The sequence below is a fragment of the Kribbella sandramycini genome, from assembly GCF_013131805.1.
GTDB lineage: Bacteria > Actinomycetota > Actinomycetes > Propionibacteriales > Kribbellaceae > Kribbella > Kribbella sandramycini.
This window is the reverse complement of the sequence record NZ_JABJRC010000006.1, coordinates 218,824-232,924: the sequence shown is the minus strand read 5'-3', so window position 1 is coordinate 232,924 and position 14,101 is coordinate 218,824. Positions and strand designations below refer to the sequence as shown.

Below are 14,101 nucleotides of genomic sequence, written 5' to 3'. Positions count from 1 at the left end.
ATGCGCGGCCGCACTGGGATCTCGGCGCTGCTACCGGACGACGTCGAGGTCGTCGAGCAGACCAGCGACGTCCCCCTCCACACGCTGTTACCGGCGGAGTACGCGGCGATCGCGCGCGCCGTACCGAAGCGGCGTGCGGAGTTCGCGACGGTCCGCCATTGCGCCCGCGAAGCCCTGGCCCGGCTCGGTCATCCGGCGGCACCGATCGGCAACGGGAAAGACCGCGAGCCGCTCTGGCCCGACGGTGTGGTGGGCAGCCTCACACACTGCGAGGGGTATCGCGCCGCGGCGGTCACGAGCTCTCCGCGGATCGCGTCGATCGGCATCGACGCCGAAGTCCACCAGCCACTCCCCGATGGGGTCGACCAGGGCGTCACCGTGGCCGCGGAGGTCCCGATGTTGCGCCGGCTCGCGGCCGAGTACCCCGCGATCCACTGGGGACGGGTGTTGTTCAGCGCCAAGGAGAGCATCTACAAGGCCTGGTATCCGCTGACGCAGGCGTGGTTGGACTTCACCGACTGCGAGCTCGTCATCGACCCGGAGCACGGCACCTTCACCGGGCGGATCCTGCTCCCCGGTACGGCGATCGCCGGGTTCGACGGGCGCTGGTCGGTCACGGGTGGCCATGTGCTGACGGCGGTTCATCAGCCAGGAAGTCGATGACAACCTGATTGACCTTCGCCGGCTGCTCCAAGTAGCCGAAATGGCCGGCATCGGGAATCTCGACGTACTGCGCGCCCGGTACGACGTCGGCGACCTCACGGGCCAGATAGGTCGGAATGACTCGGTCGTCCGCGAACCCGATGACCAGCAACGGCTTCGCGATCGCGCCGTACGCCGGCAGCCGGTTCTCCAGCTGGGCGGAGAGCTCCAGCTGACCGCGCCGACCGGCGTCCATCGGACCTGACGAGTAGGCGAGGATGTCGAGCCAGTCCCGCGCTTTGCCCGCATCGTTCAAGGTCGCGGGCGACAGGTTCAGGATCGCGTCGAGCGCGGCCTTGTACTCGATCGGCAACACCACGGACGTATCGAAGAGCAGCCGCTCTCCGGCCGTCAGCCGCCGGTTCACCTCGTCGAGTCGCCCGTGCGCAGCCATCGCGACCACGCGCCGAACGAGCTCTGGGCGGCCCAACGCCAACTCCTGGACGACGCGGGCGCCCAGCGACGTACCGACCACATGCGCGGGGGCGCCGAGGTGCTCGATGAGTTGGGCGAGATCGTCGACCAGGTCGTCGATCGTCATCCGGGGAAAGCCTTCGGTCACCTGCATCGGGCTGATCCCGCGGGCATCGAAGGTCGCCACCCGGTAACCGGCGCGGACCAGGGCCGGGACCTGATGCAAGGTCCAGACGTTGCCCTTCGCGCCGGTCCCCATCACGAGGACGACGAGGTCACCGTCGCCGGCGACGTCGTATCGCAACTCCAGGTCGGCCAGTGCCAGGACCGGCATCAGCCCAGCTTCAGCACCGCATCGAGGCCGACCGTCACGCCGGTGAGAGTCGGGACGGCGCGCAGCGAAGTGAGCACGCCGGGCATCAGCGACTCCCGGGTGACCGAGTCGTAGCGCAGCCGCAGGATCTCGCCGTCGACGCCGAACAGCACCTCTTGGGACGACATGAACCCACGAACGCGGACCGCGTGTACGGACACGCCCTCGATCCGCCCGCCGCGCACGCCGTGCGGGTCGAGGTAGGTGGCATCGGGCGACTGGGCGCACCCCGCTTCGGCCCGCGCCCGGCCGATCATCTCGGCCGTGTGCTGCGCCGTCCCCGACGGCGCGTCGACCTTGCCGGGGTGATGCATCTCGATGATCTCGACGGACTCGAAGTACGGCGCGGCCTGAGCGGCGAACTTGGCCATCAGCACCGCGCTGACGGAGAAGTTCGGCACGACGAACACGCTGACCTCGGGGTGGTCGACCAGCGCGGCGCCGATCTGCTCCACCGACCGCTCGTCGAAACCGGACGACCCGACCACGACGTGCTTGCCCTGCTTGATGCACCACTGCACCTGCTCGTGGGCGACATCCGGCGGCGAGAACACGAGCACGACATCGGCATTGGCGTCGACGATGTCCTGGACGTCGTCGTCGATGTCGATCTCGGCGACGACGGTCAAATCGGAGCTGGCCTCAATGGCACGGACCGACGCCACGCCCATGCGCCCGGCGGACCCCACCACAGCAATTCGATTCATATGGGTAGCCTAACCTAAGTTGAACGCCCCGCTCCAGTGTCCTGAGTCTCACGAATTGAGACCTGGGAGCGGGGCGAGCGCGGGACTCAGCCCAGTCGCGACGAGAGCTGGTCCGCCGCGCCGGGCACCGGCTCGGCAAGGTCATTGCCCAAGGCAATGATGCGGTTGTTCGCGTCGACGTGCACGACCTTGGGCTCGTAGCCGATCAGCTCGGCCTCCTCGGCCTGCACGAAGGACATGATGATCACCAGGTCGCCGGGGTGGACCAGATGGGCCGCCGCGCCGTTGATGCAGATCTCGCCGCTACCGGCCGGCCCGTTGATGATGTAGGTCTCGAGCCGTGCCCCGTTGGTGATGTCGACGACCTGGACCTTCTCGCCTTCGATCAGGCCGGCGGCCTGCGCGAGCTCTACATCGAGGGTCAGCGAACCCACGTAGTGCAGGTCGGCCTGGGTGACCGTGGCGCGGTGGATTTTCCCGCCCAGGACTTCGCGAAGCATGTCCGGCTCCTCTATCAGTTGGTCGTGCAGGGGTGGGTGCTACTGGGAAATCTGGTCGCGTAACGACTTCGGGCGGATATCCGTCCAGTGCTCGTCGATCCAGTCGAGAACTTCCTGGCGCGGTTTGCCGCCGGGTTCGCCGTACGCGATGCTCCAGCCGGCCGGGACCGGCTTGAATGTCGGCCACAACGAGTGCTGCTCCTCGCCGTTGACCAGCGCGTAGAAGGCGCCGTTGTCGTCGTCGAACGGGTTCTGAGCCATCAGTACTGCTCCTCGGCGGATAGGCGTTGCTGGGTGGCGTGGTGATCCTCGGTGACCGCCCGCAGGATGTCGGCGGCGCGGACGGCGACGTTGGACAGCAGGGACGACGTCAACCCGTGGCTGTGCTGCACTCCGCCGTTGAGGAAGATCAGCCCGGGAACGCTGGGCAGCCGCAGCCGGTAGTCCCGCTCGACGACCGGGAGCTCACCCTCGAACGAGGACGACGCGTCGATACTCGGACCGAGCATGCTGCGGGTGTCCGCGGCGCGGAAGCCGGTGGCGAAGACCGCGGCGTCGACCTCGAGTGTCGAACTGCCCCGGTCCCCCAGGTCGCGGATCGTCACCGTGACGCCGTCGGCGCCCTCGCTCAGCCGCTCGACCTCGGTGACCCGGTGCACGATCAGCCGGCGGACGCCGCGCGTGCTTTCGTCGTACTCACGCTGGTACAGGTCTTTGATGAGGTCGGCGTCGACTGCGGAGTAGTTGGTCTGGCCGTGGTAGTCCAGCAGCCGCTGCTTGAGCTCCGGCGGCGCCGTGTAGAACTCGTCGACCGCCTGCGGATCGAAGATGCGGTTGGCGTACGGCGTGTCATCGGACGGCGAGTAGCCGAACCGGCGGAAAGACGCGTGCACCTCGGCATCGGGATACGAATCGTGCAGGTACGCGGCGACCTCGGCCGCACTCTGCCCGGACCCGACGACCAGGAAGCGACCATGCTGCCGCGAGGGCAACTCGGCCAGCCTGTTCAGCAGCTGATGGTTGTGGAACACCCGCGGGCCCGGCGCGATCCCCTCTGGCAGCACCGGCCGGATACCGGAGCCGAGCACGACATTGCGCGCCGCGATCCGCGTCACCTGGGCGGCGTCGTCCACGGATTCGAGCGTGACTTCGAACCTCTCGCCGTTCCAGTCGATCCGGGTCGCCCTGGTGCCGTAGGAGACCGGAACGCCGATGCGGCTCGCGGCCCAGCTCAGGTAGCCGTGGAACTCACGCCTGGTCGGGAAGAACGTCTTCAGGTTGATGAAGTCGGTCAGCCGGCCCTGCTCCTGCAGGTAGTTCAGGAACGTGAACGAGCTCGTCGGCGTCCGCATCGAGACCAGGTCCTTCAGGAAGCTGATCTGCATGGTCACGCCCGGCAACAGCATTCCGTCGTGCCACCCGAACCGCGGCCGGGTGTCGACGAACCGCGCCGTCAGGCGCCCGCCGTCCGGACGCCGATCGTTCATTTCCTCGATCGCGATCGCCAGACTCAAGTTCGACGGTCCGAAACCGATACCGAGGATGTCGACCTCAGCACTCAACTCATCCATGGCGCCTCACCCCCTCATCGAGGGGTGACGATAGCATCAACAACTTAGGCAAGCCTATCTTTAGTGGTCTCATGAGACGTCTCACGCGAGTGCGCCCGCCCGGCGGCCGATCACCATGCCCGCCGTCAGGCCGGCGCCCGTCGGGTAGTTGCCGCTGAAGAGCCCGCCGAGGGTTTCACCGCAGGCGAGCAGACCGGGGATGGGCACGTCCGATCGGTCGAGCACCCGGCCGTCGACGTCGCCGCGGAGGCCACCGAAGGTGAAACTGATACCGCAGGTGACCGGGTACGCGGAGTACGGCGCGGTCTCGATCGCCGCGGCCCAGTTGCTCTTGACGGGCTGGACCGACGCGCAGCGGCCGTCCTTGATCGTCGGGTCGAAGGGGCGGCTGGTGTCGATCGAGGCGTTGAATTCCCTTACCGTCCGCACGAATCCATCGACATCGACCCCCATGGCTCTCGCAAGCTCTTCGAGGCTGTCGGCGACCACCGGGTTGATCCCGGGCATCTCGTACTCGTACGCGGCCAGCATCGCGCGCGAGGTCGCGTCGAACACCTGGAAGGCCACCGAACCCGGCTGATCGAGGATCACCTTGCCGTACTTCGCGTACGTGTAGTTCCGGAAGTCCGCGCCTTCGTCGAGGAACCGTTGCCCGCGGCGGTTGACCACGATGCCGAGCGGATAGCCGTACCGGCTGAGGCGGTTCGTCAGCGCGCGGTTGCTCTCGTTCTCGGGGTACGACGCGTCCCACGGAACGCTGTGGCAGGTAGACCAGTCGCCACCGCGGTCCGCACCGATCTCCAGCGCAGCGCTGATCAGGTCGCCGGTGTTGTACGGCGTCCCGCGCACCTTCGCGTGCTGCCAGCCGTCGCCCAGATACTGCTGTCGCCACTGCGCGTTCGCCTGGAAACCGCCGCTGGCGATCACCACCGACTCCGCCCGAAGCTCTTCGGTGCCGATCCGGACGCCGACGACCGCGTCCCCCTCGGTCAGCAGCCCGGTGACCGCACTGTCGTAGCGCACCTCGACGCCGAGCCGCGCCGCGATCTGCTCGTGAACCGCCATCAGCCCAGGGCCGCCGTCGACGTTGCTGAGATGCGATCCGCCCCAGAACACGAACGTCCCGTCGGGCTGCTCATGAGCCTGCCGGTCGTACATCAGCTGGAACCGCAGCCCCAATCCGTGCAGCCAGCGCACCGCATCCCGCGAGCCCTCGACGACAGCCTCGGCAAGCTCCTTGTCCCCTCGGCCGCCGGTGACCCGCTCCAGATCGTCCAGGAACTCCGCCGCCGAGTACGGCGGAACCTCGGTCCGCGCATGCCGCTCGTCCGGCTCGAGCACCTCGATCAGATCGTCGAGCCCGTCATGCACCATCCGGGTCGACCCCAGCGTGTAATAGCTGTTCCCACCGGCGTCCGCCCGCGGCGCCTTCTCCAACAGCACCACCCGCCGCCCACGCTCAGCCGCCGCATGGGCTGCGCAATAGCCGGCGTTCCCGCCGCCCACCACGACAACCTCCGGATCGCGCATGTCCACTCCCCACCGACAACCCCACTTCTCGGCGATCAGCCGACTCGCAGCCCTGAGCTTAGCCTTACCTAAATTGAATGGTCATGTGTTCTCGACCACTGACTCCGGAACCGGGCAGGATGGGCGGGAGCGATGATCAGCAACCTCCCGCACTACCCACGGCTCAGCGCCGTCGAGATCGCAGCGGCCGTCCGCGCCGGTGACCTGTCGGCCCACGACACCCTGCGGGCCGCGCAGGCAGAGATCGACCGCCACGACGAGCGACTACGCGCTTTCGCCAAGCTGTGGCCCGAAGCAGCAGCCCGCCATGCCGACGACGTGGACCGGCAAATCCGCGCCGGCGAACACCTGCCGCTGGCCGGGGTTCCCATCGGTGTCAAAGCCACCGAGGGTCTGGGGGCGTTCCAGACCACCCGGCTCCTGGCCGCAGGCTGCGTCCCGGTCGGGGCCACTACCACTCCCGGCCCTGGCCCGATCTGGCAGACCTGGGGTTCCTCAGACCGCGGTCCGACCCGCAATCCGGACAATCCGGAGTGGAGCCCTGGCGGCTCCTCAGCAGGATCCGCGGTCGCGGTCGCGGCCGGCATGGTGCCGATCGCCACCGGAAGCGACGGCGCCGGATCGATCCGGATCCCCGCCGCCTGGTGCTCGATCATCGGCCTCAAACCGACCAACGGCACCGCACCCGCCCGCGACCGCGCCGGACTCAACATCGCCGGCCCACTCGCCCGCACAGCCACCGACGCCGCGCTCTATCTGTCCACACTCACCGACGCTCCTTACCGCGCACCCGAGCCACTCGCGACACCGATGCGTACCGGCTGGTCGCGGACGCTCGGCTTCGCCCAGACCGACGATCACGTCGCGAGCACCGCATTCGATCGCCTCATCGCGCTGGCCGCGCACGACCAGATCGACGTCCATGACACCGACCTGAGACTCACCGATCCCGCAACCTGCTGGGCCGCGCTGCGGGCCGGCGCCGACCCGGCCTGCGCCGCCGCCCTGCGCCACGACCTCGACCGGTACTTCGCACGCCACGATCTCCTCGCGACCCCCACCACGCCGAACCCGCCGCACGGACACGAAGGCCCCGGCGCCACCTACAGCGTCGCGCTGACCTGGGCCTTCAACATCACCGGCCACCCCGCCATCAGCATCCCGGCCGGTCACACCCCCGCAGGAGAACCCGTCGGCCTCCAACTCGTCGCGCGCCACGGCCACGAACACGACCTGCTCGCCATCGCCGCTCAGCTGGCCGGGTGAACGCGAAGAACCCCGGCCAGAGACTTATCTGGCCGGGGTTCTTCCTTTGGTAGCGGGGGCAGGATTTGAACCTGCGACCTCTGGGTTATGAGCCCAGCGAGCTACCGAGCTGCTCCACCCCGCGTCGCTGGGTTTAGATTAGTGGATTCGGGCTGGGCAACCAAATCAGTTACCGGCGTGCCCGAAAAGCCGTGTCGCAGCGGAGGGGCGCGGCGTACCGTCCGGGTATGTCCCGACTCGACATCCGGCCCTTCGAAACAACGGATCTGCCGGCTGCGGCCGTGCTGCTGGCGGAGCGGCATCGTGCGCATCGTAAGCGCCATCCGCTGCTGTCGCCTGCGTACGAGGATCCGCAGCGCGCGCTGGTCGAGGTGACGGCGATCTGGGAGTCTGCGGATGCATCGGGGGCCGTGCTGCGCGAGGGCGGCGAGGTGACCGGGTATTTGCTCGGGGCACCGAAGCAGTCGCCGGTGTGGGGTCCGAACGTCTGGGTGGAGGCGGCGGGTCATGCGGTGCGGACGCCGGAGCACATCAGAGATCTGTACGGCGCTGCGGCGGTCAAGTGGGTTGCGGAAGGACGCATCGCGCACTACACCTTGGTGCCGGACGATGCCGAACTGCTGGATGCGTGGTTCCGGCTCGCCTTCGGTTCCCAGCACGCGCACGCGATTCAGCCGGTGCCCGCGACGCCGATTCCGCCGCGCGCAGGGGTGCTCGTACGACGCGCCGTCCGCGCCGATATCCCGGTGCTCGCGGAGCTGGACCTCGCGCTGCCGCAGCATCAGGGGTTGTCTCCGGTCTTCGCGGCCGGGACGCTGCCGAGCTTGCAGGAGGCGATCGACGAGTGGGAGGAGGACTTCGACGATCCGGTCTCCGCGACGTTCGTGGCCGAGAGCAACGGGCGGGTGATCGGATCGGCGACCGGCACGTCGATCGAGCGCGGCAGTACGCACAGCGGGCTGTCGCAGCCGGACAACGCCGGCTTCCTGGGCTTCGCCGCGGTGCTGCCCGAAGCGCGTGGTCTGGGCGCTGGGCGGGCCTTGGGCGAAGCGGTGCTGAACTGGTCGGCCGAGACCGGCTACGACTCCGTCGTCACCGACTGGCGAGTGACGAACCTGCTGTCGTCGCGCGCGTGGCCCGCGCTCGGGTTCGCACAGACCTTCCACCGCTTGCACCGATTGATCGGCCACTGATCGGCCGAGTTGTCCACAGATCCGGAATCGGCCGGCCGGAACGGCCCGCGATCGGTGCATCTTCTTGGGCAAGAGGCGCCGCCCGGGTCGCGGCGCCGAGGTGATCAGGAGGCAACCATGTCGCGATCTTCGGTTCGTTCCCCACTCCGGCCGCGGATGCGCCGTATCGTGGCCCGGAGTGCGGTGGCGCTCGCCGCTCTGGGCGTCTGGGCGACCGCCACCGCGGCAGCCGCCGGCCCCTCGGCGCCGCCCGCCGCCTTCCCGTCGATCGAGCAAAGGACACCCACCGTGGACGGCTTCGTGATCGAGCATCTCCCCGGCGGTATCGGGGCCCCGAGCGACTTCGAGTACGAGTGGGAGGACGTCATCTTCCACAGCCGAGTCTGGGAGACCGGCCCAGACCCGCAAGGCGCATTCAAAGTAGACCTCACCGTCAAAACCCTGCGCGGTGCCAAACTCACCGATCTGGAAGCCCTGAAAGCCTTCCTCGTCGAGTACGAAGAGCGAGACCCCGCCACCTGGCAGCCAACCCCACTCAAGGTCGGCCCCTACAACGCCCTCACCATCGACAACGAAGTCTTCTACTTCATCGAGCCCGGCCTCGCCGCCGAAGTCTCCATCGACCGCGACCGCTTCCCCGAGGAGGAGCTGATCGCGACCGCAGTCGGCTTCCACCCCGAGCCCTAACCCGATGCCCACGGCAACCATCGCCGGTTGCTGAACAAAACGGGCGGTGACCTCGACCGTAGTCGTGATCACCGCCCTGGGGTTCGCCGTGGGCGTCGTACCAGGGCTACCTGATACGACGCCGTGCGGCGGTGGTCAGCCTGTTGGGGAGGTTGGCGGGTCGGAGGGGGTTGGTGTTTCCGGGGTCTCCGAGGGTTTTGGCGTTGGGGTCGGGGTGACTACGGCTCCGGCCGCGATGGCGCGGTCGATCGCCGTCTTCATCTTGTTGACCTCGCTCTGGTAGCCCGCCAGGTCGCCGCGTTTCAGCGCGGTCTGCGCCGCGTTGTAGGCGTTCTGGGCATCTGCCAGCGCTTGTTTGATGGTCTGGTTGGCCGGGGGCTGGTTCGTCGGCGGCTTCCCCGGGTCCTCTCCGGTGTCGACGCTGGTGTTGAAGACCTTGGTCAAGGCCTCCTGCAGCGTCGAGCCGAAGGCGACCCGGTCACCGAAGGAGACGAGCACGTACCGCAGTACCGGATAGCTACCGGGCCCACTGGTCCGGACGGAGTAGACGGGCTGCACGTAGAGCAGACCACCGCCGAGCGGCAGGGTGAGCAGGTTGCCGTACTGCGCCCGCGCGCCACTGGTCGGCTGGTTGATCGGGAGCAGCGCCGTTCTGATCCCGTCATCGGTCTGGAACTTGTTGAAGACCTGTCCAGGGCCGGGGATCTGCACGTTTCCGGGCAATCGCAGGATCCGGAACTTGCCGTAGTCCGGCGAGGTGGCCTCGGCATCGACCGCCATGAACGCGGTCAGGTTCTCCCGCTCCGCGTTCGGCACGTACACCGACGTCAGGGAGAACTTCGGCTCGGTCTGACCGGGCATCCGCAACGAGAGGTAGAAAGGAGGCTGTTTCGTTTGCGAAGCCGAATCACTGGTCGGCGCGGCCGCGGTCGGGTCGGTCGGGACACGCCACAGGTCGCTGTTCTGGTACCAGGTGGTCGAATCCGTCACGTGGTACTTGGCGAGCAGGTCGCGCTGGACCTTGAAGATGTCCTCCGGGTAGCGCAGGTGCGACATCAGCGCCGGCGAGATGTCCCCGCGCGGCTTGACCGTCCCCGGGAAGGCCTTCATCCACGTCTTCAGGACGGGGTCGCCCTCGTCCCACGCGTACAGCTCGACCGAGCCGTCGTAGGCGTTCACGACGGCCTTGACCGAGTTGCGGATGTAGTTGATCTCCTCGCTCGGCTGCTGCGCGATCGTCCCGCGCCCGGTGGTGGTGTCCCGGGTGCTGTCGTCGAGCGCGACCTTCTCGGCGTACGGGTAGTTCGCCGAGGTGGTGTAGCCGTCGACGATCCAGACAACCTGGCCGTCCACGATCGCCGGATACGGGTCGCCGTCCGGCGTCAGCCACGGCGCGGCCTTCTCGACCCGCTCGCGCGGCGAGCGGTCGTAGAGGATCTTCGACTCGGGGTTGACCCGGCTCGACAGCAGCAGGTTCGCGTCCCGGAACTTGGTGGCGTAGAGCAGCCGGTTCCCGAAGCTGCCGACCGGGACGCCGCCCTTGCCGTCGTAGGTGTTCAGCGTCGGGTCACCGCCGGCCTTGCCCTCCGGGGTGTCCAGCTCGACCGGCTGGCCGCCCTTCGGGCCGCCGACGATCGAGTAGTCCGGCGATTTCTCGCCGAAGTAGATCCGTGGCTCGTAGTCGCCGAGCTGGCCGGTCGGCGGCAGGTCCTTCTCCGAGAAGACCGGCGTGCCGTCGGCGGCGCGCTGGTTGCCGTTCGCCGCGACGACGCCGTAGCCGTGGGTGTAGACGGTGTGGTCGTTGTTCCAGTTCCGCTGGCCGGCCGGCAGCCGGTCCACCTCGACCTCGCGGACGGCGATGACGGTGTCGCTGACCTTGTTGCCGATCCGGTAGCGGTCGACGTCGAGATCGGTCGGGAACGAGTAGAAACCGCGGACCTGCTGCAGCTGCTCGAAGGTCGGGCCGACGACACTGGGGTCGATCAGCCGGATACCCGGCAGCACCTCGGCATCCTGGGACAGCTCCGCCGGCGTCGCGGTCGTCTTGGCCTCGTAGTTCTCGACCTTGCTCTCCTCCAGGCCGTAGGCCTGCCGGGTCGCGTCGATGTTCTTCTTGATGTACGCCGCCTCGCGGACGGGCTCGCTCGGGCGGACGCGCAACTGCTGCAGCGCGGCCGGCCAGAGGGCCCCGAGGAGGATCGCCGACAGGATCAGCACGACGGTGCCGACCCCGGGCAGCAGCCACGTCCGCCGGACGACGTTCGCGAAGAACAGCACCGCGCAGAGCACGGCGATCACCGCGAGGATCTCCTTGCTGGGCAGCACCGCGTTGTCACCGGTGTAGGAGATACCGGTGAAGAGCCGGCTGTCCGAGGTCGTCAGGCCGTAGCGGTCGAGCCAGTAGCTGAACGCCTTCAGCAGGACGAGCAGGCCCAGCAGCACCGAGAACTGCACCTGCGCGGCGCCGGAGGCCTTCTGCCCCTTGGCCGACGGCCGGAAGCCGCCGTACAGGTAGTGGGTGATGATCGCCGCGACCAGCGACAGCAGCACGATCGAGTAGCCGAAGCCGAGCAGGACGCGCAGCCACGGGTAGTCGAAGACGAAGAACGCGATGTCCATGTTGAAGTGCTGGTCGGTGACGCCGAACGGCGTCCGATTCCGCCAGGCGAGGAAGACCTTCCACTCACCCGAGGCGGCCGAGCCGCCGAAGACCAGCATCAGCACGGCGACGACCGCGATCGCGATCTTCCCGCGCTGCTGCAGCAGGTCGCCGTACCGCTCGAAGCCGGGGCTCGGCGACGGCGCGAGCGCGACCCGCGGCCGCGTCCGGAAGGCGACGATGATGTTCGCGACCACGGCCGCGGCCATCAGCAGGCCGACCACGACGAACAACAGCACCCGCGTCCCGAGGACGGTGCTGAACACCGATCCGAGATCCACCGAGCGGTACCAGAGCCGCTGCGTCCAGACGTCGGTGAAGACGCTGAACAGGATCAGCAGCACGATCAAGGTCGCGATCGTCGGGAGCAACGCCCGCGGGCGTCGGCCGGGTGTTCGCGCCCGGCGCGGCTCGTCCGGCATGTCGTAGACGCCGTCACTCATGGTCGGTTCTCCTCGTCGTTCCTCATGCCGTCGACCCCAGCACCCGCACCCGGCTGGAGGCCGACCGAGGGTTCGAATGTCAAAGACAGTACTTCGCACAGCGTGGGGACCAGGTCGGTTCCGGTGAGCACGGCGCTGTCCTCGTCGTGCGAGCGCAGCCGGACGGCGCCGAAGCGGCCGCCCTCGCGCAGCACGGCGGCGACCATGCGCACCTCGTGGCGACGCGGATCACTGGCGGCCATCCGGGCCAGCTCAGCGTCGGATTCGGCGCTCGACAGGCCGGCCTCGACCGACGCCGGCAGCACGACCTGCTCGATCGCGACGGCGCAGCCGCTGACGCTGTCGGGCCACTCGATCCGGCCGAGCGCATCGGCCAGGTGCTCGACCTCGAGCCCGCCGGGCAGCTCGCCCTGGGCGATCGGCGTCAGCGGCTGGGAGGCGTCCTCCGCGCCGAGCTGCGCGGCCAGCTGCGGCTCGGCCCGCAACAGCTCATCGGTCAGAACGAGCGCGAACAGCTGCGCGGGCTGGTCCCAGCCGGAGCCGCTCACGTGTTTCTCGATCTCGACCACCGCTCGGCTGAGCGCGTCAGGAGGCAGCGTGCCTACGGATTCCATACCGCCAGATCTCTCCTTCGGCCGAACGATTCCATCGGGTGTTTCACGAAGTACATGTGGGCACGTCGCCCTTCCCGCTGCTGAGTGCCTGCAGCGCGGCGATCGCGTCGTCCAGGGTGGACATCTTGACCAGCTGGATGCCTTCGACGCCGGCGTGCAGCGCGGCGCCGCAGTTCGGCGCGGGCACCAGGAAGACCGTCGCGCCGTCCTCCTTGGCGCCGGCGATCTTCTGCTGGATGCCGCCGATCGCGCCGACCTGGCCGAGCGCGTCGATCGTGCCGGTGCCGGCGACGTGTTTGCCGTCCAGGAGCGCGCCCGGGGTGAGCTTGTCGTAGATGGCCAGGGCGAACGCCGTCCCGGCGCTCGGGCCGCCGATGTCCTGGCCGAGGTTGACCGTGACCTTCACCTGCGAGTCCACGCCGATCGAGATACCGACCATCGGCCGGTCCTGCTCACCGGGCGTCGCGGCGGTCTTCAGCTGCACGGTCTGCTCGGCCTTGCCGCGGCGGATCAGGAAGTTCACGGTCTCGCCGACCTTGTGTTTGCGCACCGCCTCGCCGACCTGCGGGATCTGCGTCATCGGCTGACCGTCCACCGCGAGCACGATGTCGCCCGGTTTCAGCTTGCCGTCGGCCGGGGAGTCCTTGGCGACGGTCGAGACCTTGGTGTGGAACGGGACCTTCGCGGCCTGCAGGGCGGCGGCGACCGCGCTGTCCTGCGAGCCGGTCATCTCGGCGGTGTTCTGCTGCTCGACCTCGTCGGCGCTCTGGTCGGGCGGGTAGATGATGTCGCGCGGGAACAGGTCGTGGTGCGGGTCGAGCCAGTTCCGCATCGCCTGCGGGAGCGTCAGCTCGCGGTCCGGCGAGGTCACCGAGACGGTCGTCAGGTCGAGCTGCCCGGTGGTCGGGAACGTCTCGTAGCCGGTGATCTCGATGACCGGCTTGTCCTTCGCCGCGCCGAGGGTGTCCTTGACCGGCCCGGGGCTGAACGAGACGAACGGCACCGGAAAGGCGGTCACCAGTCCGAGCGAGATGACGAGCACGACGATCGAGGTGACCAGCGTTGCGGTACGACGTGTCACGAACCCTGCCCTGCGGTCTTGGTGGAACCGAGCTTCTCGGCCGAACCGAGCTTCTTGCCGACCTGCCCCCGTGCCGATCTCAACGACCGGGCCGCGGCATCCGTCCCCTTCGTGTCCGAAGCGTTGCGCGGCGCGCGGCCGAAGCGGCGGCGCGGCGGGGACGCATCCGGGCCGGGAGCGGCCAGGGCGTCGCTGAACCGGCGGAAGTCCTCGACCGCGGCGAAGGCCCCGCCGGAGCGGCGCGGGCCACGGCTCCGCCCCCGCCACGCGGCCCAGCACATGGCCAGGGCGGTGGCGGCCAGCGGGAACGCCAGCCACGCCAAAACCTTCATCCGGCCACCTTCATGCGCCCAGAGTACGG

Annotated in this window: 14 protein-coding genes and 1 tRNA gene; 4 read left to right on the top strand and 11 right to left on the bottom strand. The window is 68.5% G+C overall.

Translation table 11 applies throughout. From position 1 onward, the window contains the following. Positions 1-663: a 4'-phosphopantetheinyl transferase family protein gene (locus HPO96_RS24340; protein ID WP_171676329.1), complete on the top strand. Its 663-nt coding sequence runs from the start codon at positions 1-3 to the stop codon at positions 661-663. Here the strand turns inward: HPO96_RS24340 and HPO96_RS24335 are convergent. The 6 genes from HPO96_RS24335 to tcuA form a co-directional block, all read right to left on the bottom strand. Next, complete coding sequence (locus HPO96_RS24335) at positions 614-1,450, bottom strand: alpha/beta fold hydrolase (RefSeq protein ID WP_171676327.1); 837 nt, start codon at positions 1,448-1,450, stop codon at positions 614-616. The genes HPO96_RS24340 and HPO96_RS24335 overlap by 50 nt on opposite strands. Then, on the bottom strand, positions 1,450-2,196 hold the full coding sequence (dapB, locus tag HPO96_RS24330) for a 4-hydroxy-tetrahydrodipicolinate reductase (RefSeq protein WP_171676325.1): 747 nt from the start codon (positions 2,194-2,196) through the stop codon (positions 1,450-1,452). The genes HPO96_RS24335 and dapB overlap by 1 nt, the downstream gene beginning before the upstream one ends. A gap of 86 nt (positions 2,197-2,282) precedes the next feature. Then, a complete protein-coding gene (panD, locus tag HPO96_RS24325) occupies positions 2,283-2,696 on the bottom strand; it encodes an aspartate 1-decarboxylase (RefSeq protein WP_171676323.1) in 414 nt (137 codons plus the stop codon). Positions 2,697-2,735: 39 nt separating this feature from the next. Then, positions 2,736-2,957, bottom strand: a complete 222-nt coding sequence (locus tag HPO96_RS24320; RefSeq protein WP_171676322.1) for an MbtH family protein — start codon at positions 2,955-2,957, stop codon at positions 2,736-2,738. Then, positions 2,957-4,267 (bottom strand): lysine N(6)-hydroxylase/L-ornithine N(5)-oxygenase family protein, encoded by a 1,311-nt coding sequence (locus tag HPO96_RS24315; RefSeq protein WP_171676320.1) that lies wholly within the window; start codon positions 4,265-4,267, stop codon positions 2,957-2,959. The genes HPO96_RS24320 and HPO96_RS24315 overlap by 1 nt, the downstream gene beginning before the upstream one ends. An 81-nt stretch (positions 4,268-4,348) precedes the next feature. Continuing rightward, positions 4,349-5,797, bottom strand: coding sequence for an FAD-dependent tricarballylate dehydrogenase TcuA (gene tcuA / locus HPO96_RS24310; RefSeq protein WP_171676318.1), 1,449 nt, complete (start codon positions 5,795-5,797; stop codon positions 4,349-4,351). A gap of 132 nt (positions 5,798-5,929) precedes the next feature. On the opposite strand from tcuA, the gene HPO96_RS24305 reads away from it, so the two are divergent. Continuing rightward, positions 5,930-7,063: an amidase gene (locus tag HPO96_RS24305; protein ID WP_171676316.1), complete on the top strand. Its 1,134-nt coding sequence runs from the start codon at positions 5,930-5,932 to the stop codon at positions 7,061-7,063. 47 nt (positions 7,064-7,110) lie between these two features. Here the strand turns inward: HPO96_RS24305 and HPO96_RS24300 are convergent. After that, positions 7,111-7,187 (bottom strand) — tRNA-Met (locus HPO96_RS24300). Positions 7,188-7,290: 103 nt separating this feature from the next. Here HPO96_RS24300 and HPO96_RS24295 point away from each other — a divergent pair. Continuing rightward, on the top strand, positions 7,291-8,256 hold the full coding sequence (locus tag HPO96_RS24295) for a GNAT family N-acetyltransferase (protein ID WP_171676314.1): 966 nt from the start codon (positions 7,291-7,293) through the stop codon (positions 8,254-8,256). 156 nt (positions 8,257-8,412) lie between these two features. Next, positions 8,413-8,943: a hypothetical protein gene (locus HPO96_RS24290; protein ID WP_238355455.1), complete on the top strand. Its 531-nt coding sequence runs from the start codon at positions 8,413-8,415 to the stop codon at positions 8,941-8,943. 135 nt (positions 8,944-9,078) lie between these two features. On the opposite strand, the gene HPO96_RS24285 is transcribed toward HPO96_RS24290, so the two are convergent. The 4 genes from HPO96_RS24285 to HPO96_RS24270 are packed head-to-tail and all read right to left on the bottom strand — an operon-like array spanning position 9,079 to position 14,072. Beyond that, positions 9,079-12,045, bottom strand: a complete 2,967-nt coding sequence (locus tag HPO96_RS24285; RefSeq protein ID WP_171676310.1) for a UPF0182 family membrane protein — start codon at positions 12,043-12,045, stop codon at positions 9,079-9,081. Beyond that, a complete protein-coding gene (locus tag HPO96_RS24280; RefSeq protein ID WP_202886348.1) occupies positions 12,042-12,659 on the bottom strand; it encodes a PPA1309 family protein in 618 nt (205 codons plus the stop codon). The genes HPO96_RS24285 and HPO96_RS24280 overlap by 4 nt, the downstream gene beginning before the upstream one ends. Positions 12,660-12,702: 43 nt before the next feature. Beyond that, positions 12,703-13,740 carry a PDZ domain-containing protein gene (locus HPO96_RS24275; protein ID WP_171676308.1) on the bottom strand — a complete coding sequence of 346 codons (1,038 nt, stop codon included), beginning with the start codon at positions 13,738-13,740 and terminating at the stop codon, positions 12,703-12,705. Then, positions 13,737-14,072, bottom strand: coding sequence for a hypothetical protein (locus HPO96_RS24270; RefSeq protein WP_171675951.1), 336 nt, complete (start codon positions 14,070-14,072; stop codon positions 13,737-13,739). Before HPO96_RS24270 ends, HPO96_RS24275 begins: the two co-directional genes overlap by 4 nt. Positions 14,073-14,101: the final 29 nt, after the last annotated feature.

Coding starts and splice junctions, on each gene's coding strand:
- HPO96_RS24340 (WP_171676329.1), top strand. CDS start 1: ATGCGCGGCCGCACTGGGATCTCGGCGCTGCTACCGGACGACGTCGAG.
- HPO96_RS24335 (WP_171676327.1), bottom strand. CDS start 1,450: ATGCCGGTCCTGGCACTGGCCGACCTGGAGTTGCGATACGACGTCGCC.
- dapB (WP_171676325.1), bottom strand. CDS start 2,196: ATGAATCGAATTGCTGTGGTGGGGTCCGCCGGGCGCATGGGCGTGGCG.
- panD (WP_171676323.1), bottom strand. CDS start 2,696: ATGCTTCGCGAAGTCCTGGGCGGGAAAATCCACCGCGCCACGGTCACC.
- HPO96_RS24320 (WP_171676322.1), bottom strand. CDS start 2,957: ATGGCTCAGAACCCGTTCGACGACGACAACGGCGCCTTCTACGCGCTG.
- HPO96_RS24315 (WP_171676320.1), bottom strand. CDS start 4,267: ATGGATGAGTTGAGTGCTGAGGTCGACATCCTCGGTATCGGTTTCGGA.
- tcuA (WP_171676318.1), bottom strand. CDS start 5,797: ATGCGCGATCCGGAGGTTGTCGTGGTGGGCGGCGGGAACGCCGGCTAT.
- HPO96_RS24305 (WP_171676316.1), top strand. CDS start 5,930: ATGATCAGCAACCTCCCGCACTACCCACGGCTCAGCGCCGTCGAGATC.
- HPO96_RS24295 (WP_171676314.1), top strand. CDS start 7,291: ATGTCCCGACTCGACATCCGGCCCTTCGAAACAACGGATCTGCCGGCT.
- HPO96_RS24290 (WP_238355455.1), top strand. CDS start 8,413: ATGCGCCGTATCGTGGCCCGGAGTGCGGTGGCGCTCGCCGCTCTGGGC.
- HPO96_RS24285 (WP_171676310.1), bottom strand. CDS start 12,045: ATGAGTGACGGCGTCTACGACATGCCGGACGAGCCGCGCCGGGCGCGA.
- HPO96_RS24280 (WP_202886348.1), bottom strand. CDS start 12,659: ATGGAATCCGTAGGCACGCTGCCTCCTGACGCGCTCAGCCGAGCGGTG.
- HPO96_RS24270 (WP_171675951.1), bottom strand. CDS start 14,072: ATGAAGGTTTTGGCGTGGCTGGCGTTCCCGCTGGCCGCCACCGCCCTG.